The organism is Paraburkholderia sp. C35 (assembly GCF_003121405.1).
Taxonomy (GTDB): domain Bacteria; phylum Pseudomonadota; class Gammaproteobacteria; order Burkholderiales; family Burkholderiaceae; genus Paraburkholderia.
The window spans coordinates 1-20,821 of the sequence record NZ_QBUY01000016.1 but is presented as its reverse complement, the minus strand read 5'-3'; the positions used below and the strand labels follow the sequence as shown (position 1 = coordinate 20,821).

The window sequence follows — 20,821 nt, the reverse complement described above, 5'->3', positions numbered from 1 at the left end:
TTACGCGTTCAAGCACAGGTTTGTCATGTATAGCCGCGCCAGTTGCGAAACGCCTTCGGCCAGATGCCCTGCTTGCCCGGCGACAGGATGCCGGCGGGATCGAGCGCGTCCTTGACCGTCTCCGAGAGTCGCAGCAGCGCGCCGTCGTTGAAGTTATAGCGCGCCGCCGCAAAATCCATGTACACGAGATGCGAGCGGTACTCGCCGTAACCCGCGCCGTGCGCGTCGCTCATCCATGCGCGCAGCAGATCGCCTGCCAGTTCGCTCTGCCGCGCGTCGCTCTTGTCGAAGATTGCCGCGGCGATGTGATGCAGATGCCGTTCGCCTGACGTAAAGCCACCGTAATAGTCGAAGCCGTATTCGTTCGCACGCGTTTTTGCCAGCGTGTACTGACGCATCGCATCGCGCCCCGTCGCCGGACAGACGGGCGAAAAGTCGACGTGAGCGCCGCTGCCGCCGCGCCAGTCGAGCATGCGGAACGCTGTCATCGCGGGAATGCCGGCGAGGTTGCGATCGCCGCCCGCCTCGGGCTCCACGTTGCCGTCGTACGTTTTCGACAGCATCCTCGCACCGGGAATGCGCCCGAACGCGCGCCGCACGACTGTCTCCTGCGCGTCGATCACCTCGCGCTCGCCGTAGAGCGCGTAATGCAGATTCCAGCGGCCTATCTTCAGTGCATCCGTCATTGACGCAATCGCACTGTCGGGCATCACGCCCTCGCCCTGATACCACTGCGAACGCGGCCCAATACCCGCCGCGCGCCGCAGCGCACCCTCGATCACCGCCTGGTTGCGGATCGTGCCGCTCAGGCGCAGGGGCCGCAGCGTCTCGACGATCGCTTCGAGGTCGTCGTCGCGCTGGAACTGGATTTCGCCGAGCAGATAGGCGGCGGGCGCGGGCATCAGCCACACGCCCATCTTCGTGACGATGCCGTAGTTCGACTGCATGAACATCGGATCGAACGATGGCCCATAGCCATGCCGGAACACCTGCCACGATGTGCCGATCTCGATGCCGCCCATGCCCGTGCGCACGACCTCGCCATTCGGGAGCACCACTTCCATGCCGCATTGCGTCGCCGCGTGATCGCCGTACGCCGTGGTGCCGAAGCCGCGTTCGAGCGAATTGCCGACGATGCTGCCCCAGCCCGCCGCGGGCGGATCGACCCACAGCCTGACGCCCTGCTCGCGCAGATGATGATGCAGATCGAAGTAGCTGACACCCGGTTCGACGAGTGCGTACGCGAGTGATTCATCGACGGCGAGGATGCGGTTCATCCGTTGCAGATCGAGCACCACCGAGCCGGGCAGACGCGGCGCCGCGCCGCCGTACGCGAAGTTGCGCCCCGTGGAAACCGTCCAGAGCGGAATGCGGTATTCGTTGGCGACCCGCAGGATCGCGCGGATTTCCTCGACGTTCGCCGGCAACAGCGCAGCGGACGGCACGAACGACGCCGCGAGCGGCCCCGGCGCGAACGGATCGGCATAGGGCGCGAGGCTCGCGGGCGACGCGGCCATCTGATTGGCGCCGACGATGGCCTCGAAGGCGGCGAGCGCACGGTCGAACGTTGCAGCGGAAATGTCCGGCGGCAGGATGCGTGTCAAGGTGTTGCCTCGTTGTGGCGTTGTTATTCGTGCGTTGTTCACTACCTGACGGATCGCGGCCTGCTCACGCCCGTGCATGCTCAGCGCCGATGCCCGCCGCCACCCATGCTGCCCATGCCGCCCCACGTGTGCCCGCCGCCCCAGCCGTGCGCACCGCCCATGCCGTGAAAGCCGCCGCCCGGCCGTCCCCAATGCACATGATTCATGTGATGGAAATGATGAAACCGGTCGATGAACACGAACGACGCACCGAAGCCCACCGCGACGGGCGGCCCCCAATACCACGGGTCATAGTAAGGATAGGCGGGAATCGGATAGAGGCCGGCGGCGGCTGCGTCGTCGCCCTGCTGGATCTGCCACGTGCCGTCCGGCTGCTGGCACGCGACTCCCGTGATCTGCTGGGTGGTGCCGTCGATCTCGGCCTGCCCGACGACGTTTCGGCATGGCATCGGGTCGTTGAGCGATTCCTGTGCGGCGACGGGTGGTGGCGCCGGCACCGCGCATCCGGCGCACAGGCACAACACCGCGCCGCATCCAATCAAGGTACGCATGATCTTTCCTGCCCGACGGTGCGGTGTCGCGGCACATGTGCGCGCCGTCGCCGTGAAGACGCCATCGATTCGCCTTGCAGGAAGCGGACGGCACACCGCCGTCGGAGATTCCCCGGCGGCAAGCGACCGGCGCAGAAAAACACGCGCCCTGCACCAGTTAAACGCGTGTACGCGGGACGCTATTCCCGGGGACGGGATGCCACGGCGAATATCGTGTTACGCGATGTTTCCGGTGCCGGCGTCGGTCACGCATTGCGCGCGAAGCACTACTGCCAGGTTTCCGGACGACCACCCAGTTCGCCGCACACCTCGATGGCAATCGAGCGCAGCTTGTCTTCCTCGATCGGCCCCGACAGCGCGTAGCCGATGTGGTCGCTGATCCAGTAGAACGTGCGGCGGTTGCCATCGCGGAACAGCCGGAACGCCGTCTCGTCCTTCGGAATCCCTGTCACGTAGAGCGTGAGCCGCGCGCCGCTCTGGTATTCATACATGAATTGCGCGGCCGGCCCCGCTTCGCCCGGCAGCAGACGCCCGCCTACCAGCGTATAGCCGTACTCCTGCAGCGACGGCACGGACAGATGCCGGTTCAGGCGCTTCGACAGCCAGTTGATCAGATGTTCTTCCTCGGCGGCCGCGACCTCGACGGGATGGCGGCGCTCCGGCGTGTAGACGGCGTAAGCGATATCGGCACGGCGCGCGAACGACAGCACATCGCCATTGCCGCCGCCCGTCAGGCGCGGCACCAGCGGACCGAGCGCGAGCGCCAGCCCCGCGCCGACGGCAAGCCAGCACGCAGCAACTGCAACCCGACGCCACCACGGCACGCGCGCACGCAGCACGATGAACGGCGGCTCCTCACGCTCGGGCGCGCCGCACAACGCCTGCAGCGCGGCCTTCTGGGCGCGCCACGAGGCGACCTGAGCGGCCGCCTGCGGATCGCGTGCGAGATGCTCATGCACCGCGCCGCGCTCGCTCTCGGGCAACTCGTTGTCGACGAATGCCGACAACGCGCGCAGGTCGGGCGCGTTCGCGGAACCGCTGGAGTTTTCGTCGTTGTTCATAGCGTGCCTGTCATCTGCATGTCACCTGCTCTTCACCACTTTCAGCGACGGCGACTTGTGCACGGGCCCTTCCGTCAACAATGCCCGCATATGTTCGCGGGCGCGAGACAGCCGCGACATCACCGTGCCGATCGGCACGCCGAGCGCCACGGACGCCTCCTGATAGCTCAATTCCTCCACACAGATAAGCAGCATCACTTCGCGCTGCTCGACGGGCAGACAATAAAGCGCGCGCTGCACATCGCGCAACACCAGACCATCGACTTCGCCGCGCGGCGCTTCGAGATTGCGCCACGGCGCGCTTTCGTCGTCCACCGCAATCTCGCGGCGCACGCGCAACTGGTCGATGTACAGATGCCGCAGAATGGTCAGCAGCCACGCGCGCAGATTGCTGTCGGGGCGGAAGCCCTTCCAGCGGGCGAGCGCACGCTCGGCCGTATCCTGAACCAGGTCGTCCGCCCAGGCTGGGTCGCCCGTCAGTGCGCGCGCATAGCGGCGCAACTGCGGGAGCCACGAAATCACTTCCGCTTCGAAGTTCACCCGGCGCAAGCCGTCATGCGATCACGGGCGTCATCAATAGCCGCCGCTGCTGCCGCTCGTGCCGCTGCTGCTCGCTCCCGACGAACTCATGTCGCCCGTCGACTGACACGCGGTCAGCGAGAGCGACGCCACGCCGAGCGCAAGCACGACGAACACAGCCGATACCAGTCTGGATACTTTCATGTAAAACCTCCTGCACGGTGAAGCGCGGCGTAGCGCGCATCCCTGCGTTGAACGGACGAAGACGCACACATGCGGCAAACGCCGCGACGCGATGACGTTCCGTGACCGGATTGCGAACAGTTGACGCAACTTCTGCGAAGACGCGAACGCCGTTTCGATGCGTGCTGCCGGTGCCTGCGCCCTGCTGTTTCACGGCTTCGCGGCCTTGCGTGCGATGCCTGACCGATAAACGCTTGCGAGCGCTGTTTTATTCCGTCGACCGTACGCTGGCGGGCGGGATTGTGTCGATGTAGCGTGCAGGTTGACCGCGTGCGCGTCGTGCGCATGGCGGCGAACGTGGGCTCCCGCTCATAGCGGCGCATGATTTCGTAACTCCACGTTACACTTGACCTTTAAGTGGTGCTTCTGCGTCCACAAGTGGTTATAGTGGGCGTCAGCCCGTTCGACGTTTGAGGCCCCGTCATGTCGGCTGGTAGCGACAACAGGTAAAATCCTGTCGAACAACCGTTTCTCTCTACACAATTGTCCATGCCTTCCGCAGAATCGCATCCGCAAAACGACTTTATGAACGCAGCGCGCAAAGAACGTAAGCGCGTCGAGATTTATCTCGTCAACGGTATCCGTTTGACGGGCTGCATCGAGTCGTTCGACCAGTATCTGGTGATGCTGCGCACGCCCGTCGGGCTGCAGGGCATCTACAAGCGCGCCATTTCCACCATCCAGCTCGACACGGGCACGCGGCCCGCGCCGCGCGCGGGACGGCCGTCGCATGGTGACCATTCCGCACGGGGTCCGCATGGGTCGCGCGAACATCGCGAGCCGCGTGAACCGCGCGAATCGTATGGTGGGTCGCAGGGGTCGTCGGACCGTTCGTCTTCTTCGTCGTCGGTTGGTCCCGTGGTGGTCACCCGCCGCCGGCGCCTGTATGGCTCGGGTTCGGGCAACGATCAGGGCAACAGCGGCGGCAGCCACGAATAAGCTCGCGGCCAGATCCCATCAATCCGCCTGACTGGGCGCGCGAGCAGCGCGCCCTTTCTATTTCTGGACGGGACGGTTGGCCAGGTGCTTGAGCATCCTCTCGCTCCGCACGCCCTGCTGGGCGGTCAGTTCATACCCGCACTTCACTTCGAGCACGCGCCGCTGCCAGTAGCGGGCGTTCATCACATGCACCATCGGCTGACGCATCGCCCATTCCAGATGCTCCAGTTCCGATTCGACAACATGTGACGCGTTCAAACGTTGTCCGCTGCCATATCCGTTCGGTTGCATGGTCGCCCTCGTAAGCCAGCCGCGTCCGGCGCTTCTGTGTGCGCCGTCTTCTGTTCGTGTGACATCCGTATAACGAATGATCCCGCGAAAAATTCCATCGACCTGCATCGAACCTACAACATGCTTTCGCGTTGATGAATCTGGCTGATGGACGGGAGCGTGCATGGAGCGGTGTCGACGTGCGTTTGTCCTATGCCGTTCCCCCGGCGGCCATGTTGGCCCGATTGCGCTATGCTGGGTTTCCGATGCAGTTCCATCTTCGTAGGGGAGCAGCGTATGTCCACATCGAAACACCCCAGCCAGAAGCCGCCCGCAGAACAGCCGTCCAGCGAAGACCGCCTCGACGAAGCGCTCGATGAAACTTTTCCCGCCAGCGATCCGATCGCCATCGATCCCGATGAGGACGACGACGAAGCAAGCAGGAAGAAGAAGCCGCGTTGAAGGGGAAGTCTGGCGAGACAGGCATGACGTCCGCGCGGGCGCGAGGCGCACGCGGACGATGAGCGAAGGCTGTTGATTGAACGGATGACGCGCGCAGCGCACGGCGTCGCACGCAGCGACATACGCGAGCAACGCGTACTTCAGTCAGCCATCAACCGTCGAGCCGCGCAGCCGTTGCAGCCGGCGCGGCTCATGCACGGTCAGTGCGTCTGCAAGCCGCTTTCGAGCTGACGCTGCAGGTCGCGCACCTGACGCTGTGCCGCACGCAACTGCTCCTGCGACTGCGCCTTTTGCTGCGCGAGCGCAGCCGCTTCGGCACGGGTCTGCTGCTGCATGCTGTTGACGATGGTCTGCTGTTCGTGCGCGATGTTCAAGTCGGCTTGCAGACGGTTCGCGCGTTCCTGCGAGAGCGCCACGAGGCGATCCGTGTAGGCCTTCTGCGCTTCGAGCTTGGCACGGCGGATTTCGACGTCGGACAGTTGCGAAGTCTGACGCGCGAAGTCGCGGTAGATCTGCTCGGCGCGCAGGTCGTCCTGCGTCTTGATCACGCGCCAGAAGTTCTTCTGCTGGAACAGCGCGACGTAGTACGTCATGTCCTTCGCGTTGAACAACAGGCTTGCCCCGTAGCTGCCGTTGTAGGTGGTGCGCAGTTCGGCGAGGTCGTAGCCGTGAATCATCTGTTGCAGTTCCGCGACATTGCCCGTCGCGGACTGCTTCGCCTCGTCGGGCGTGAGCGCAATCGTTTGGCTTGCCGCGCTGGAAGGAGCCGTGATGGGCGCGGCAGCGGGTGTCGTCTGCGCGACAAGTTCGCTGGCTGCTGCATCCGTGCCGTTCGTGGCAGAACTCTGCGCGTAGACCCCTTGAACGCCCCCGAAAACGATCATTGCCGACATCACGATGTGTCGAACTTTCGACTTCTGGTCCATGTAATTTCTGCTCGTGTCGTGTTTTAGTTTTGCAAAACCGTCTAATTATTACTCACTTTCACGAGTTTCGGGTTCTTCGTCGAAAATTTGGTACTTACGCATTTTTTCCCACAGCACCTTGCGGCTGATACCCAGATATTGCGCGGTGTCCTGCCGGCGCCAACTATTTGCGTCGAGTGCCGCCAGCACGCGGTTGCGTTCGGCCATATCCCACTTGCTACGATCGACCAGCACTTCTGCCGCGCTTTCGGCGGGCACGGGCTGGTTGCTGCGTGCCACGGCGATGAGCCGCTGCAGCCGCGCCGCATCCCACGCGCCGATCTGCCGCACCGTCACGCCGATCCGCTCGGCCAGGTTGCGCAGCTCGCGCACATTGCCGGGGAAGTAGGTATCGGCGACAGCGTCGGCCAGCCAGTACGGAATGTCGGGCAGCGACGCGAGCCGCTCGGCGCCGACCACGGAGGCGATGAAGGACTTGAAGATGGCGATCTTGTCGACTGCGCCCCGCTCCTCCAGCGACGGAATCTTCAGTTCGATCACGGCGAGCCGGTAATACAGATCCGCGCGGAACGTGCCGTCCTTCACCAGTTGCGGCAGGCTCTTGTTGGTCGCCGCGACCAGGCGGAAATCGAGCTTGACGGACGTCGCGGAACCGATGCGCGTCACCGCGCTGTCTTCGAGCACGCGCAGCAGCTTCACCTGCTGGTAGAGCGGCAAATCGCCGATTTCGTCGAGAAACAGCGTGCCGCCGTCGGCCTGTTCGAAATAGCCTTTGTGGGCGCCCACGGCACCCGTGAACGAGCCTTTCGAATGCCCGAAGAACAGCGATTCGAACAGGCCATCGGGAATCGCGCCGCAGTTCACCGCGATGAACGGCCCGCGCCCGTAGTGCGTATGCTTTTCGTGCAGCAATTGCGCGATGCGTTCCTTGCCGACGCCCGTCTCGCCGTGCACGAGCACGCTGGTGTCGCAATCGGCGAAGGTGTCGACTTCGTGCAGCAGCGCTTGCATGCATTCGGAGTTGGCCACCAGCGCGCTCGACTCGAGCGTCTGCGCGGAATGCGCGCGCAGTTGCACCATCAGCTTCGTCACCATGCTGCGCAGTTCGGCGCAGGTGAAGTCGAGCGGCAGCACGTGCGAGTACTCGGCGGGATACATCGCCGGGTCCTGGTCGCGCGGCGCGGCGCCGACCCAGACCACGGGCATCGCGTGCGTCGCCTGCAGATCGCGCACGGCAAAGCCCGCCGTATCGATCACGGACACGCTGATGATCGCCAGCGACGGCCGCACCGAGGTGCGCTCGGGCGAAATCGAGACATCGTCTGCGCGGATCACCTCGACCTCGAAGCTCGCCATGCAGCGCGCGACGCGGTCGACGATATCGGCCTTGCCCTCCCAGACGTACAGGTCCAGTTCCTCGATTTTCGTGGTGGCTCTCATAGGCAGGAATTCGTTGTATGGCCGTTATTCAGTTGACGAGTTGCGCGTCGCTGCACGACAGCGAGATCGCGTGGACCGTGGCGACGCCGATCTGTACGCCGAGCAGTTGCAGCAAGGGGACCAGCACTGTGTCGAGGGTGACGAGTACGGGTTGTAGCGTAGAGAGCAGCAACTGCACGACCGGTGTGAGCGCGGTCAGCAGCGCGCTGGTCAGCGTCGGCCCGGTGAAGAACAGCGCGCCTGTCTGCGTCAATTGCGTGCCGACCTGTCCGAGCAATCCGCTCGCCGCCGAGCCGAGCGCGTTCGTGTTGACCGTTTGATAGTCGTCGCCGTCGCCAGCCTGGCCATTGAACGTGAGTGTCGAGGCACCCTGGCTGCCGAGGTAGAAATTCAGACCGTACGGCGCCGGCGACGGCGGTTGCCTCCCAGCGTTGACACCCACCGTCGCGATGGTGCCCAGCACCGGCAAGGTCACCTGCACGTTGGCCAGCGGAGCAGACTGGTTGCACACGAGGCTCGTCGTCGTGTTGGTCAGGTTCAACACAGCATCCGCACCGATACACGTCGCGGCAAGGTACGTCTTGACGGCGATCGTGCTCGTGCTGGCTGCTTTCGATGCCGCGCATTGCGTCGTTGAGAGTCCGGCCGTGGCGCTAGTCGATTCGAGGGCGAGCGGCAGATCGACCGCAATGCCCAGCAGCGTTACCTTCAACTCAAAAAACACGCGAATCTGCGCGGAATGCGCGCTAGTCCGGTAGTTGCCGCTGCCATCCATGCCCGCTTCGCCGACGGCGATCACGGGTGGCTCCAGAACTGCGGCCTTCAGCGTCAGGCTCAGCGGAAGCGTGATACCCGGAATCGACGTCGGATTCAGTGCCGCGCCCAGATCGAGCGCCGAGCTGCCATGCGCGAGTTCGGCAGCTACGATCAGTGCATCGAGCGCGCTGATCGTCGACGATGCCGCCGCCTGCTTGTCGGCCAGACCGATCGCGAGCAGGCCCGGCGCGCTCGATCCACCATCACCGAGCGCGAGCTTCGCGCCGCCGTTGGCCGCCGCCTGGATCGTCCCCAGCGCGGAAATGACGTTGGCGCTCGCGATATTGTTCTGGCTGAGCACGTTCACCATCGCGCTCGCCAGACCCGATACCGTGGTGCTGGCGTTCAGCAGATCGTTGATCGATGCGACGCCGAGTTGCGTGGCGAGATCGCCGAGCCGCACGTTGGTCGACGCGAGCGCCTGGTAGGTCGCAAGATCAAGCGAGACGTTCGCACCGAGCAGCCCGCTCAGCAGACTGTTGACCGCGCCGCCCGACAGCGACGCCAGATTGGTCGTGAGCGAGAACGACGCGGTGTCAGTGGCTTTCGCGGTCGCGACGGCCTGCACGTCGCGTGCGGGACCGATGAAGAAATGCCGCACGCTTTGCGTGGCCGTCACCTGCACGGCGTTGAGCGGCGTGGTCCCCGAGGTGTCGAAATTCGCCGCGCCGTTCACCGTGGTCCAGCGCCCGCATGTCACGCTGACCGTTGCACCAGCCGCAGAATCGTTGCGCGCCGCCGCCTGTTGCGCGGAAGCCGTTGCGCCCGCGCAGCCGTTCGCCATGCCGATGGTCTGCGCGCCCGCGACCGCCCCTAAGTCCGCGGCCTGCTGCATGTGACGGCGCACGAGGAACACATTGCCGACGTCGAGCACACCGAGCGCGGCGACGGCCACGCCGATCCACACGGCCGCGAGCACAGCCGTCGCGCCGCGCTGGCGGCGCGCGCTGACGAATGGGCGGCGGCGCACGTGGCTACGCGTTGGCGACGGGCGACGGGATGAAAACAGAGACATGTCAGTTCTGCTGCGATCCGCCGACATTGGTGTAATCGACATGCAGCTGATTGCCGCCGCCGCTCACCGACGACCCGAACGATGCCGGAATCTTCGTCTTGAACGATTCCAGGTAGCGCTGGTACGCGAGCCCCGCCTCGTCGCCGAGCGTCGCGAGCGGCGGCCCGGCTTGCGCGCCGCTGCGCTGCAGTTCGAGCCACGCATGCGTCGAATGGCCGATTTCGCTGGCGGGCAACGCTGCGCCGCCCGCCTGTTGCGCCCACGCGCTGCCCATCGTGCACGCGCACGCCGCGACGACGCACACCGCGCCGACACGCCCCCAATCCTTGACTGCTTTCATCGCCGCTTTCATGGTCCTCTCCCTGTTCGTGTGCCGCCGCTCGCGCTTCACCGTCATTGCGCGAACCTTTGCAGCAGGCGCTGCGGCTGATCGAAGCTCTGTACGCTCGCCACGGGCACCGTCGGCACGGCCGACGGCGTCGATGTGGCGTCGGACGCAACGGGTGAAACGGGCGCCAGCGCCGCCGGCGGCGTGTGCGGCTTCACCGCGCGCGGCTCGCTGTTGCGGCGCGCCCGGCTCGCCGCCGCGACCTTCGCGGCCTCGTCGCGCAACTGTGCACGCACGTCGGGCGCCAGCTTCTGTTCCTTGACGAGCGCCTGCGCGCGCGCCGTCTGTCCATCGGCGAGCAGATACAGCGCGACGTTGCCGATCACTTTCTGGTTGTGCCCGTCCAGTGCGGCGGCTTTCATCAGCGGCACGCGCGCGCCCGCAATATCGCCCGCGCGCAGCCGCGCGTAACCGAGATCCGATAACGTGGCAACGTCGGTCGGCGCGAGCGCGGCGGCGTGATCGAGTGCCTGCGCGGCGCGTTCGAAATCACCTGACGCACCCGCCAGCAAACCCAACCCGCGATATCCGCGCGACGCCAGCGGCGTGTTCAGCAACTGCGTATAGGCGGTCGCGCTGGCGGCCGGCTGGTCGGTGGCGCGCAACGCATCGGCGCGCAGCAAGGTCGAATCGGGCGACACGCCGTACTTCTTCTCGTACGCGTCGATATGCGCCAGCGACGCGTAATACAGCCCCTGCGCCTGCATCTTGTCGATCAGGCCGAGGTACATGCCGGGCGTATCGGGATTGGTGTCGCGCGTCGACTGTGCGAGCATCGCCTCGCGCGCGGCCTGCGGCCCGACGCCGTAGCCCGCCTCCTTGACCGCGCATGCGCCGAGCAGCGTGCAGGCCAGCGTCAATGCCGCCAGCCGCAGCAGCCCGCTGCCTGTGTCCGGCACCCAGCGTGCCGTATCGTTGTGCGTGTTCATGATGTTTCGTGTTCCCTAACGATTCGTCGACGACGAGGCGGCCGACGCCGTCAGCGAATGCATGACGGCCAGCACGCCCGGCCCCGCCGTCACGATCAGCAGCGCGGGCAGCAGCGTCACGACCATCACGCCCGTCATCTTCACGGTCAGACGGCCGATGCGTTCGCGCAGCATCGCGCGGCGCGCTTCGCGCAGACGGTCGCCGAACTGCTTGAGCGGTTCCTGCACCGCGCCGCCATGCCGGTCCACCTGGATCAGCAGACGCACGATCGCGCGCAGGTCTTCGTTGCTATAACTGGACGCCAGTCGGTGCAGCGACTGCTCGCGCGTGCGGCCCGCGGCCGCCTGACGCTGCGCGATGGCGAGTTCGCCCGACAGCACGGGCAGCACGTTGCGGAAATCGTTGACCATCACCTGCAGGCTCTGATCGAGCGACAGACCCACGCCCTGCAGCAGACGCAGCAGATCGACCAGCATCGGCAGTTCGTCGGTGACGGCCTGGCGCCGTGCCGCCGCGCGCCGCCGCACGACGATCTTCGGCAACATGAAGCCCGCCAGCAGCGCAATCAGCACGACGGCCGGTCCGCGCGGACCTTGTGGATGAAAACCCATCAGCGCGAGCGCCAGCAGCGGCAACGCGATCGCCCCGCCGATGCGCGCGATCAGGAACAGGCCGCGTGCGCGCGCATCGACGAAACCGCATTGCTCCAGCACGCGCCGGTCTTCGTCGGCGACGATCTGACGGCCAAGCGGCGTGTCGAGCCAGCGCATGCCTGCTTCCGACGCACGCGCGATCAGCCGTTGCAGTCGCGTCGACGGCGTGAAAGCGGGTTCGCGGATCGCGTCGCCGGCATCGGCGTGCAGCGCGCGTCCGGCCGACGCCGCGCCTGCCGCGGACGCCGCCTGCGCACGTTGTGCGGCCGCCTGAGCTTGCGCGGCGCGCTGCTCCAGCGCATCGGACAGCACGCGCGCGCTGCGCCGCGCAGCCGCATGACGCCGCCACAGCCCGGCGCCCGCCAGCAACAGCACGAGCGCCATGCAGGCCATGGCAAGGGCAGCGAGACGGTGTGTGTCCATCGTCATGTCTCCGGTCCGGTCAGTCCTTCAGCCGCGCGAGGCGGTACAGCATGAATGCGCCCGCCATCTGCAGCGCAAACGCGATATACACGAGGCGCTGCCCGGCACCGTCGTTCCACATCCAGGAAAAATAGTTCGGATTCGATACGATCAGAAACGCACCGATGCCGACGGGGAGCAGCGTCAGCACCCACGCCGACAGCCGCGTTTCCGCCGACATCGCCGACAGTTCGCGCTCCGCCTGTTCGAGATCGCGCATGAAGGACGCCATGCGGTCGAGCATCACATCGGCGCGTCCACCGTATTTCACCGAGAGCCGCAGCACGGCGCCCACCAGTTCCAGTTCGTTTGCGCGATACACCTGCGCGACGTGACACAGCGCGCGATCGATCTCGACGCCTGCGCGCAGCATCTGCGACACGTGATCGAGACACTGGCGCAGCGGTGCTTCCGTGACCTGCAGCGACGCCTGAAATGCGGCGGGCACGCTGTTGCCGAGCACGATCAGACGCACGATGCCGTCGAGAAACGACGGCAGCTGGCGCACGATCAACTGGCGGCGCTTGAAGATGCGGCGCGACAGCAGTACGTAGAGCACCACGCCGCAGGTGGCGAGCGTCATGCCCGCAGCACCCAGGCCCGCGTGACGGCCGGCGAAGGAGGACAAAGCAATCGAGCCGACGAACGCACACAGCGCGGGCAGTTTGGCGTTCGCGATGCCGGCGCGATTCATCGCCTGGCTGAAGGACAATGCGGCGCGCGCACGCAGCTTGCGCCAGCCGGTCGATTCGTCGGCAGCCTGAGCGAGCGTCTGCGCGCGCAGCGCCGCCGTGGGATTGCCACCCGCGGCGACCGCACCGCCGCCCGCCGCCGCAGCAACCTGCGCCAGCTGCGCCATGCGGCTATCGATGAAGCGCTCGGTGCTGGCGCGCTCGCTGCGCTGCGCGCCGCGCTGCACGACAATCAGTGCGCCCGCCGCGCACAGCAGCGCGAGCGCGGCGATCAGAAGCGCGGCGCTATACATTGAAGCCGCCTCCACCGCCGAAGCCACCGCCCGCGCCACCTGCGCCGCCGCCGAAGCCGCTGCTGAAGGCGTTGCCGAAGCCGCCGCTCACGCCACCGAGCGCCTGACGGAAGCGCGCGAGCTTGGGCGAATGCGGGTGAATGCCGAGCGAGGTCCAGTTGTCGGTTTCTTCGCCATCGGGCGAGGTCAACGGTTCATAACGATAGAGTTCCTGGGTCGCGATGATGTTGTCCGACAGTCCCGTGACTTCCGTGACGGACAGAATGCGGCGGCGCCCGTTCGACAGCCGCCCGATCTGCACGATGAAATCGATGGCATTGGCAATCTGGCGGCGCAAGCTCGATTCCGTGCCCTGGAAGCCCGCGAAGCCCGCGAGCATTTCGAGGCGGTACAGACATTCGCGCGGCGAGCTTGCGTGCACGGTGCCCATCGAGCCATCGTGGCCCGTGTTCATCGCCTGCAACATTTCGAGCACTTCACCGCCGCGCACTTCGCCGACGATGATGCGGTCCGGGCGCATCCGCAGCGTGTTGCGCAACAGGTCGCGAATCGACACGAGACCCGTGCCGTCGAAACCGCCCGGCCGGCTTTCGAGCCGCACCACATGCGGGTGATTGAGCGACAGCTCGGCCGTATCTTCGATGGTGACGACGCGCTCCGCTTCGGGGATATGAAACGCGAGCGCGTTGAGCAGCGACGTCTTGCCCGAACTCGTGCCGCCCGACACCAGCACATTGCAGCGCGCCTGCACGGCTGCTTCGAGCAGCGCGCCGACCTCTGCGTTATACGTGCCGTTGGCGAGCAGATCGTCGGGACGCAGCGGGTCTTTGCGGAACTTGCGGATCGACACCACCGGACCGTCGATCGACAGCGGTTCGATCACCACGTTCACGCGTCCGCCGTCGGGCAGGCGCGCATCGACCATCGGATTCGATTCGTCCAGACGCCGGCCGATGGGCGCGAGAATGCGCCGCACGATACGCAGCAGATGCGCGTTGTCGGCGAAACGCACGGGAATCTTCGCGAGAATGCCGTGGCGCGACACGTACACGTCGTTGTAGCCGTTGACCAGAATATCTTCGACGGCGGGATCGTTCAGCAGATCCTCGATCGGCCCGAAGCCCGCCAGTTCCTTCGTGAGCGCTTCGGCAATGCGCCGCACTTCGCTCTCGTTGATCGGGATGCGGCGCAGACGCACGAAGCTGTCCATCTCCAGATCGACGAACTGGTTGATCGCGTTGCGCGACCAGCGGCCGAATTCGGCGCCAAGTTCCTCGATGCGCGTGAGCAGATGTTCGTGCGCCGCGTTCTTGATGTCCTGAAACTGCTGGCTCTGCTCGAACGCGGGCGCGTCGTCGGCAAATTCGATCTCTTTTGCCATCGTCTATGACCGTTTGCTGGAGGTTGGAAGAAAGCGCCGGAAGGCATCGAGCGCGGCCTTGCCGCGCGTGCCTGACTGTTGGTGTTGGCCGGGCGAGCCGGCGTCGCCGCCTGCCGCCGTCTTGCGAAGCCGCGCCTGCGCGCCTGTCGCGCCATGCGCGGCACTCACGCCTGCGAGCCGCGTCACGAGTGCGTCGAGCGCGCGCACATACGGGTCGCGCGGCGCGGATTCGGCGAGCAGATGGCCCTGGTTCATGGCCTGCCCCAGCGCGACGCGACGTTCCGGCAACGTCGCGATCAGTTCGAGTTCGAGGCGCTGGGCGATCTGCGCAGGGGACAGGCCCAGTTCGGGTGCGGCCTTGGTGACCACGAGCCGCAGCTTCTGCCTGAGTTTGTCCGCTTCGATACCGTGCTCGCGCAAGCCGTCCAGCAGACTCACAGCCGACACCACCGACGGCCCGCCCTGATCGCACACGAGCCAGGTTTCGTCGGCGGCCTGCACGACGTTGGCGATGAACTCGCTGTTGGTGAAGCCGCCGAGATCGACGATCTGCTGATCGAAGAACGCGCGCAGCCGGTTCAGCAAGCCCACCGACGACGCATGCGAGACTTCGCGCATGTCGCCGAGATCGGCGGGCAAGGTGGTGAGCGCGAGGCCGCTGTCATGATGCGAGAGCGCCGTGTGCACGAAGGTCTGATCGAAACGGCGCACGTTGCGCACGGCTTCGACAAAACAGAATTCGCTCTTGGTGTTGAGCAGCAGCGTGCCGTCGCCGGCGGGAAGCCCGAGATCGAGCAGCAGCGCTTCGCGGCCCTGCGCGGCATCGCGCCGCTGCAGCAACACGGAGAGGTTAGCTGCGAGTGTCGAGACGCCCATGCCGATGCGCGCGCCGATCAGCGCGGTCAGCTTGCCGTGACGGCTCACGGGTTCGACGATGTTGTCCAGCACCGCACGCGTGATACGCAACGCGTCGGCGACGGGCGCGCACAGATCGACGAAATCGCGCACGCCCGCGCGCAAGGCGGCGAGCGCGCTCTCCGGCTCGCGCACCGAACCGAGCGCGACGATCTGCAGGCCCGGAAAGGCGCTGCGCGCCGCGTTCGCGGCTGCGCTCGCGGCAGCGATATGTCCGCCCGAGAAATCGACGAATACGAGCGACGGGTTGAGCGTGCCGATACGCTGCGCGAGCGCGTGCGGGTCGAGGCTCACCGGCTCGACGGCGCCCGCTGCGATCAGCGAGTCGGACAGCCAGCGCGCGTGTTCATCGGCTTGCGTCGCGAGCACGAAGCAATCGGTGACGGCGCGCTCACTCAAGGCGTAGGTTCTCGCGTTCATGATGCGATTCCAGTTGCGGCGGCGCGCCCATCGCGTGCCGCCCGCTCATTTCGAAAATCCCGGCGCGGCATCGCGCGATGCCGCCCCGCCCAGCAGCGAGCGCCACACGGGCGCGTCGCGCTGCTCCGACTGCTCGCCCGGCGTCGACGGCATCGTTGCGCCCTTCGCGAGCGGCGACACCAGATGCGGCGAGACGATGATCAGCAGTTCCTTGTCGCTCTGCGAATAGTTCAACTGCTTGAAGAAGGCGCCGAGAATCGGCAGGTCGCCGAGCACGGGCACCTTGCTGACATTCGACGCCGTCTCGCGATCGATCAGCCCGCCGATCACGAAGCTCTCGCCATCGCCGAGTTCGACGGTCGTGTCGGCGCGGCGCGTGGTAATGGCAGGCACGGAGATGCCGTTCACGGTGACGGCGTGCACGAAGTCGAGCTGGCTCGCTTCGGGCGCGACCTTCAGCGCGATGCGCTGCGGGCTGAGCACGGTCGGCGTGAGCGTGAGACCCACGCCATACGGCTTGTATTCGATCGATGTGGTGCCGAGACCCTGCGGCACCGGCACGGGAATCTCGCCGCCCGCGAGGAAGCTCGCGCTCTGGCCGGACAGCGCGACGAGCGTCGGCTCGGCGAGAATACGCGCGAGGTTGTTGCTCTCCATCAGGCTCAGGTCGGCGAACAGGTTATGCGACACCGAACTGAACACGAGATTGAAGGCGGAGGCGATCGGCATGGTCGAATCGATGGCCGTGCCCTGCCCTGGCGTGAAGGTCGCGCTGTTGAGCGAGGACGGCGCGAACGAACCGAACGAGAAGCCGTTGTTGCCCTTGTTGAAATTGAAGCCGATCTCCTTGAGCACCGAGCGGCTGAACTCGACGACGCGCACGTCGACCTGCACCACCGGCCGCGTCGCAATGGTCGATGCGTCGAGCACCGTGCCCACCTTGCCGTTCGCGCCCGTGGGTGCCGCGCCCGCCGCGACGCTGGCCGCGCGGTGATGCGCTTCCATGCTCGCCGCCGAGCCTTTGATCACGGCCGCGCCGCCGAGCACTTTCACGTCGGGCGTGCCGCTGTCGAGCAGGCTGCCCGCCGTGGCCGCCGTGACGTTCACCGTGTAGGTGAGCGGCGCGGCGCCGTCGCGCTCCCACAGCATCACGCTGGTGGTGCCCGCCGACTTGCCGATCAGCAGCACGCCGCCGCGCTTCTTGCCGCCGCCTTTGAGGATCAGCACGTCGGCGACATTCGGATCGCCAACGGCCACGCGCGCGAGCGTATGCCCCGCCGCGAGCGTCTGCTGCGCACCGGCTGCCAGCTCGATCACGGGTGCGGCAGCGGACATCAGGACGACGCCCGCATTGTCGGCTGCGCCGCTTGCGACAGGCATCGCCATCGGCAGCACGCACACGATCATCGCCACGCGCCACGCAAGTATCCGTTTTCTCATGTTCCCCTGGACGCGCATCCGCGCCCTCCCTGATGCATGTTTTTTTCATCGGCGGCAGCGTGCGCCGCCCGTTTTCATCACGACGCGAGCGCCGTCACCATGCAACCGTCTCCGACCGGCCGCCGCGTATCACTTCGATGCCATCGTGCGAGTCATGCACACCTGCGACCACCCGTGCCGGCGCGCTGCGCGGCGCAGCCACGGGCGCGGCCTGACGTCCGCTGCCCGACAGTTCGTCGAGTGCGACGCCCGCCGCGGCACGCGTCGACGCGGGCGCATCGCGGCCCGCTGCCGTCTTCAGCACGCCCGGATAGACGGGCAGCGACGCGGCGTCGAGCACGTCGGCATCGCGCGGATTGCGCAGTGCCAGCACAAGGCGCCCCGCGCCTTCGGCGAGCGTGAGGCGGTCGACATCGGCGAGCGGCACGGCGAGCACTGCGGTGCGCGCGGGCGTGTTCACATCGACCGTGCCGTTGGCCGTCACGTTGCCCCACGCGAGCACGCGCACATGCGACAGCAGCAGCCGCGTCTGCGTGCGCTCGACTTCCGACTGGCTGCCCGGCCCGGCGCTCAGTCCATCGCGCTTGAGCGTGAAGAACACATCGACGAGATTGCCGGGTGTGAGCCGGTTGCCGACAGCGTTGGTCTCATCGACCCGAACGGCGACGGCACGCTCGCCCGGCTGGATGCGCTCGGCAAGACCCGACGACAGTTGCGCATCGAGCACGGGAGCCTGCGCGCCGATATCCGCGACAGGCACGCGGCCCGCGACCAGCGACAGATCGGTGAACGCACCCGACGGATTGATGGGCAGACTTTGTATGCGCAGCGCATCGGCGGGAATCGGCTGACCGGCGGGCAGCGTGCGCGACGTGACGACCACGGGGAACATGGCCTGCGTCTGCGCGACGGGTGCGGCCACGGGTGCGGGACGGCGCGCGAGCGTCAGCGCCAGCGCGCCGAGCACGACGGCGAGCGCGATCAGCACGCCCGCGGCGATGCGCGTCACATTGGGACTCAGACTCGAAGTCAGATTCGGCATGATTCGACTCCTGTGCAGGTCTCGGCGCTGCACGGCAGCGCATCTGCGCACGGAAACAACGGATGCGGCGCGATCACAATACGTACCCCGGGTTGAGTTGAACCATCGACGAGCTGGTCAGCTGCGCCGGCAGCGCCACGTCAAGCAGCGGCACGGGCGGCACGAGCGGATTGCTCTGGTAGTTGTAGGTGAGCGTGACCGTCACGCAGCGCATCGTGCCGTCGAAGGTGCACGGCGCCCAGCTGGATGCGCAGGTGGCCTTTGCGGCGAGCCAGTTGGTCAGGTTCGTCGCCGCCTGGCAGGCGGCCGCCGTGCGGCTGTCGAGCGCGGCGTTCACGCTCTGCGCCTGCTGATAGTTGAGCGCGGCGCGCGCGCCCTCTTCGGCGGCCAGCGTCAGGCTCTGCTGCGCGACGAAGATCAGGCTGAACGTCACGATCGCGTAGAAGATCACGAAGAACAGCGGGAATACGAGTGCGAATTCGACCGCGCTCGCGCCGCGCTGGCGATGCAGCGAACGCGGCGCGTGTTTGCGCGCGATGTGCAGTGATGGCGTGAGCGCGCGCACGATCACACCCCTCCCAGATGGCGCAGCGCGAGCATGCCCAGCGCGGGAACGGCGAGGCACGTCACGTACGGCGTGGCGCGATGGCGATGCAATGCGGGCACCGGCACGCCGCCGTGGCCAGGCGCGGCGAAGCGCAAGCGCGTCATGATCAGCAGCGCGCACGCATGCAGGCCGGCGAGGATGCTCGCCACCACCCACAGATCGAGCAGCGCGTGCGCGCCGCACCATGCGCCCAGCACGGCGAACACCTTGACGTCGGCGGCGCCCATCATGCGCAGCGCAAAGAACGGCAACAGCGCGGCGAGTCCGCACAACGCGCCCAGCGCCGCCTGCGCCGGCGCAACGCCGAACGGCAAACGCGTGGTGAACGCGCAGGCGAACGCCGCCATCAGCCCGGCCACAACCAGCGCGTTCGAGACGCGCCGATGGCGCAGGTCGCTCATGGCCACTGTCGTTGTCCAGGCAACGAATACAAGACTTCCAATCCAGACAGTCATAAAGAATCCAGCGGGCCTTACCGGACAAAATCGGCAAATGCAAATCACATGCAATAACGCCATGCAATTCGCATTTAACGGCAATTCGCTTTTATAAAAGACGCAAGCTACCAACGAGCGTCGATTAACGACGCCCGTTATTCAATGCGTTTAAACGCAATACCGATTTAACCGCTAACGCGATTTAGCTTCCGGTTTTAGCTGCTAGCGGCAGTCGCCGCAGTCTGTATTCTTCCGGCAATTGCGGTGAACAGATCGCTCAGATGCGTTCCGACCGATGTAGCGGAAGTAGCGATGGCGATGGCGACGACCCCTGCAATCAGGCCATATTCGATCGCCGTGACGGCCTTGTTTTCTCTCAGGAACCGGCTGACAAAGCTTTTCATGTTGTAACCCTCGGACTTTCTATTCATTGATTTGATTGACGCTGTCGATGCATGCACAACGGGCCCCGTCACAGACATTCTCTCCAATGCCCCGTAGGTTTTTTTTGCCCAGGCCTAAGGCCTTATATGTTTTGTGCGTGTTATCGCTGCGTTTGCGCGTTAAGGCAATCTGAAAGAGATCTGTTCGCTATAGCGCACCTCCCTCAACAACTCTGAATATGCATCAGATTTATAACTTAACAATCTTTTGGAAGCAATCGCGTTACGTCAAAAATTTTCGTGCCGTTGCGTTTGAACCATTTAACACTCTCCTAGATTAACGGCAGTCTGTGCGTCGCAGCACATAGGGCTTTCCATGAGTTAGATTCACTGCACTAAGCACCAGTTTGAGCCGTTTGTTTCAAGCATCGCGTTACCCCGCGTTACCCGCCCTCGCGTAACGGAACCCACGTCTCGTTACGTTACGCCGCTGTCCGTCACGTCACGTTACCGGCCGTTTAGCGTTCCTCAGCAGTTTCCCTCCGCTCTCTCCTGTCGGCCGCAAAGCCGCGCCGGCATTGGCCCTGCGCGCCGTCAGCAGGATTGCGTGCCGCATTCGTATGCGCAATGGCACACCTGTTGCAGATATAGGCCCGCAGCACCACCACACAACATGAGAGATCCGAGGAAGAAATGAAAATTCAAACGACACATGGCCTGGTTCGGGCGTCGATCATGGCAGCAGCCGTCACGGCTTTGCTGTCGCTGGCAGCTTGCGGCGGGTCGGGTTCGCTCAGCCAGGGCACGGGGAGCGGCGGAGGCACCCTGTCGTCGGGCGGCGCACGCGGCGCGGACGGCAGCGGTTCGGGGTCCGGCCCGGGGCCGGGTGCGCGCGGCGGCGCGGCCGGCGGGCTCCGGCGCGCCGGCTGCGG

22 protein-coding genes and 1 pseudogene are annotated in these 20,821 nt (G+C 65.7%); 3 read left to right on the top strand and 20 right to left on the bottom strand.

Going from position 1 to position 20,821, the window contains the following annotated elements:
• Positions 1–23: 23 nt before the first annotated feature.
• The 5 genes from DK391_RS12970 to DK391_RS44860 all read right to left on the bottom strand — a co-directional run bounded on the left by DK391_RS12970 (position 24) and on the right by DK391_RS44860 (position 3,939).
• Positions 24–1,604 (bottom strand): FAD-binding oxidoreductase, encoded by a 1,581-nt coding sequence (locus DK391_RS12970; RefSeq protein ID WP_109478378.1) that lies wholly within the window; start codon positions 1,602–1,604, stop codon positions 24–26.
• A gap of 80 nt (positions 1,605–1,684) precedes the next feature.
• Positions 1,685–2,155, bottom strand: coding sequence for a hypothetical protein (locus DK391_RS12965; RefSeq protein WP_109478377.1), 471 nt, complete (start codon positions 2,153–2,155; stop codon positions 1,685–1,687).
• 266 nt (positions 2,156–2,421) lie between these two features.
• Positions 2,422–3,216 (bottom strand): anti-sigma factor, encoded by a 795-nt coding sequence (locus DK391_RS12960; RefSeq protein WP_109478376.1) that lies wholly within the window; start codon positions 3,214–3,216, stop codon positions 2,422–2,424.
• Between the two features lie 21 nt (positions 3,217–3,237).
• Complete coding sequence (locus tag DK391_RS12955; protein WP_109478451.1) at positions 3,238–3,756, bottom strand: sigma-70 family RNA polymerase sigma factor; 519 nt, start codon at positions 3,754–3,756, stop codon at positions 3,238–3,240.
• Between the two features lie 33 nt (positions 3,757–3,789).
• Complete coding sequence (locus DK391_RS44860; protein ID WP_204117354.1) at positions 3,790–3,939, bottom strand: hypothetical protein; 150 nt, start codon at positions 3,937–3,939, stop codon at positions 3,790–3,792.
• Positions 3,940–4,467: 528 nt separating this feature from the next.
• Between DK391_RS44860 and hfq the strand changes: the two genes are divergently transcribed.
• A complete protein-coding gene (gene hfq, locus DK391_RS12950) occupies positions 4,468–4,917 on the top strand; it encodes an RNA chaperone Hfq (RefSeq protein ID WP_109478375.1) in 450 nt (149 codons plus the stop codon).
• 57 nt (positions 4,918–4,974) lie between these two features.
• On the opposite strand, the gene DK391_RS12945 is transcribed toward hfq, so the two are convergent.
• Entirely contained in the window at positions 4,975–5,208 is a 234-nt protein-coding gene (locus DK391_RS12945; RefSeq protein ID WP_109478374.1) for a hypothetical protein, read from the bottom strand.
• A 276-nt stretch (positions 5,209–5,484) separates the two neighbouring features.
• Between DK391_RS12945 and DK391_RS44855 the strand changes: the two genes are divergently transcribed.
• Positions 5,485–5,649, top strand: coding sequence for a hypothetical protein (locus DK391_RS44855; protein ID WP_204117353.1), 165 nt, complete (start codon positions 5,485–5,487; stop codon positions 5,647–5,649).
• Between the two features lie 200 nt (positions 5,650–5,849).
• Here the strand turns inward: DK391_RS44855 and DK391_RS12940 are convergent, their stop codons facing one another.
• The 14 genes from DK391_RS12940 to DK391_RS12875 form a co-directional block, all read right to left on the bottom strand.
• The gene (locus DK391_RS12940) at positions 5,850–6,575 is read right to left on the bottom strand and encodes a DUF2968 domain-containing protein (protein WP_109478373.1); all 726 of its coding nucleotides are present in this window, start codon (positions 6,573–6,575) and stop codon (positions 5,850–5,852) included.
• Positions 6,576–6,623: 48 nt separating this feature from the next.
• Positions 6,624–8,015 (bottom strand): sigma-54 dependent transcriptional regulator, encoded by a 1,392-nt coding sequence (locus DK391_RS12935; RefSeq protein ID WP_109478372.1) that lies wholly within the window; start codon positions 8,013–8,015, stop codon positions 6,624–6,626.
• A gap of 28 nt (positions 8,016–8,043) precedes the next feature.
• The gene (locus DK391_RS12930) at positions 8,044–9,846 is read right to left on the bottom strand and encodes a TadG family pilus assembly protein (protein ID WP_109478371.1); all 1,803 of its coding nucleotides are present in this window, start codon (positions 9,844–9,846) and stop codon (positions 8,044–8,046) included.
• Position 9,847: 1 nt separating this feature from the next.
• Positions 9,848–10,186: a DUF3613 domain-containing protein gene (locus tag DK391_RS12925; protein ID WP_239482804.1), complete on the bottom strand. Its 339-nt coding sequence runs from the start codon at positions 10,184–10,186 to the stop codon at positions 9,848–9,850.
• A gap of 53 nt (positions 10,187–10,239) precedes the next feature.
• The gene (locus tag DK391_RS12920; protein ID WP_109478369.1) at positions 10,240–11,163 is read right to left on the bottom strand and encodes a pilus assembly protein; all 924 of its coding nucleotides are present in this window, start codon (positions 11,161–11,163) and stop codon (positions 10,240–10,242) included.
• Between the two features lie 15 nt (positions 11,164–11,178).
• Positions 11,179–12,240: a type II secretion system F family protein gene (locus tag DK391_RS12915; RefSeq protein WP_109478368.1), complete on the bottom strand. Its 1,062-nt coding sequence runs from the start codon at positions 12,238–12,240 to the stop codon at positions 11,179–11,181.
• A 19-nt stretch (positions 12,241–12,259) separates the two neighbouring features.
• Positions 12,260–13,264: a type II secretion system F family protein gene (locus DK391_RS12910; RefSeq protein ID WP_109478367.1), complete on the bottom strand. Its 1,005-nt coding sequence runs from the start codon at positions 13,262–13,264 to the stop codon at positions 12,260–12,262.
• Complete coding sequence (locus DK391_RS12905; RefSeq protein ID WP_109478366.1) at positions 13,257–14,645, bottom strand: CpaF family protein; 1,389 nt, start codon at positions 14,643–14,645, stop codon at positions 13,257–13,259. Before DK391_RS12905 ends, DK391_RS12910 begins: the two co-directional genes overlap by 8 nt.
• Positions 14,646–14,648: 3 nt before the next feature.
• On the bottom strand, positions 14,649–15,980 hold the full coding sequence (locus tag DK391_RS12900; RefSeq protein WP_109478365.1) for a fimbrial protein: 1,332 nt from the start codon (positions 15,978–15,980) through the stop codon (positions 14,649–14,651).
• A gap of 45 nt (positions 15,981–16,025) precedes the next feature.
• Positions 16,026–17,315, bottom strand: a complete 1,290-nt coding sequence (locus DK391_RS12895; protein ID WP_239482812.1) for a type II and III secretion system protein family protein — start codon at positions 17,313–17,315, stop codon at positions 16,026–16,028.
• A gap of 199 nt (positions 17,316–17,514) precedes the next feature.
• Positions 17,515–18,441 carry a Flp pilus assembly protein CpaB gene (gene cpaB / locus DK391_RS12890; RefSeq protein ID WP_204117355.1) on the bottom strand — a complete coding sequence of 309 codons (927 nt, stop codon included), beginning with the start codon at positions 18,439–18,441 and terminating at the stop codon, positions 17,515–17,517.
• Between the two features lie 94 nt (positions 18,442–18,535).
• Entirely contained in the window at positions 18,536–19,006 is a 471-nt protein-coding gene (locus DK391_RS12885) for a TadE/TadG family type IV pilus assembly protein (protein WP_109478449.1), read from the bottom strand.
• 23 nt (positions 19,007–19,029) lie between these two features.
• Entirely contained in the window at positions 19,030–19,524 is a 495-nt protein-coding gene (locus DK391_RS12880) for a prepilin peptidase (RefSeq protein WP_109478363.1), read from the bottom strand.
• Between the two features lie 197 nt (positions 19,525–19,721).
• A complete protein-coding gene (locus DK391_RS12875; RefSeq protein WP_109478362.1) occupies positions 19,722–19,910 on the bottom strand; it encodes a Flp family type IVb pilin in 189 nt (62 codons plus the stop codon).
• Between the two features lie 672 nt (positions 19,911–20,582).
• Here DK391_RS12875 and DK391_RS12870 point away from each other — a divergent pair.
• Positions 20,583–20,821, top strand: a pseudogene (locus DK391_RS12870) (collagen-like triple helix repeat-containing lipoprotein); the annotation flags it as partial.

Bases quoted from the DNA above. Each gene is read 5' to 3' on its own strand.
- hfq (WP_109478375.1), top strand. From the start codon at position 4,468: ATGCCTTCCGCAGAATCGCATCCGCAAAACGACTTTATGAACGCAGCG.
- DK391_RS12935 (WP_109478372.1), bottom strand. From the start codon at position 8,015: ATGAGAGCCACCACGAAAATCGAGGAACTGGACCTGTACGTCTGGGAG.
- DK391_RS44855 (WP_204117353.1), top strand. From the start codon at position 5,485: ATGTCCACATCGAAACACCCCAGCCAGAAGCCGCCCGCAGAACAGCCG.
- DK391_RS12910 (WP_109478367.1), bottom strand. From the start codon at position 13,264: ATGTATAGCGCCGCGCTTCTGATCGCCGCGCTCGCGCTGCTGTGCGCG.
- DK391_RS12930 (WP_109478371.1), bottom strand. From the start codon at position 9,846: ATGTCTCTGTTTTCATCCCGTCGCCCGTCGCCAACGCGTAGCCACGTG.
- DK391_RS44860 (WP_204117354.1), bottom strand. From the start codon at position 3,939: ATGAAAGTATCCAGACTGGTATCGGCTGTGTTCGTCGTGCTTGCGCTC.
- DK391_RS12945 (WP_109478374.1), bottom strand. From the start codon at position 5,208: ATGCAACCGAACGGATATGGCAGCGGACAACGTTTGAACGCGTCACAT.
- DK391_RS12875 (WP_109478362.1), bottom strand. From the start codon at position 19,910: ATGAAAAGCTTTGTCAGCCGGTTCCTGAGAGAAAACAAGGCCGTCACG.
- DK391_RS12905 (WP_109478366.1), bottom strand. From the start codon at position 14,645: ATGGCAAAAGAGATCGAATTTGCCGACGACGCGCCCGCGTTCGAGCAG.
- DK391_RS12960 (WP_109478376.1), bottom strand. From the start codon at position 3,216: ATGAACAACGACGAAAACTCCAGCGGTTCCGCGAACGCGCCCGACCTG.
- DK391_RS12900 (WP_109478365.1), bottom strand. From the start codon at position 15,980: ATGAACGCGAGAACCTACGCCTTGAGTGAGCGCGCCGTCACCGATTGC.
- DK391_RS12920 (WP_109478369.1), bottom strand. From the start codon at position 11,163: ATGAACACGCACAACGATACGGCACGCTGGGTGCCGGACACAGGCAGC.
- DK391_RS12925 (WP_239482804.1), bottom strand. From the start codon at position 10,186: ATGAAAGCAGTCAAGGATTGGGGGCGTGTCGGCGCGGTGTGCGTCGTC.
- DK391_RS12940 (WP_109478373.1), bottom strand. From the start codon at position 6,575: ATGGACCAGAAGTCGAAAGTTCGACACATCGTGATGTCGGCAATGATC.
- DK391_RS12915 (WP_109478368.1), bottom strand. From the start codon at position 12,240: ATGGACACACACCGTCTCGCTGCCCTTGCCATGGCCTGCATGGCGCTC.
- DK391_RS12895 (WP_239482812.1), bottom strand. From the start codon at position 17,315: ATGTCCGCTGCCGCACCCGTGATCGAGCTGGCAGCCGGTGCGCAGCAG.
- DK391_RS12965 (WP_109478377.1), bottom strand. From the start codon at position 2,155: ATGCGTACCTTGATTGGATGCGGCGCGGTGTTGTGCCTGTGCGCCGGA.
- DK391_RS12880 (WP_109478363.1), bottom strand. From the start codon at position 19,524: ATGACTGTCTGGATTGGAAGTCTTGTATTCGTTGCCTGGACAACGACA.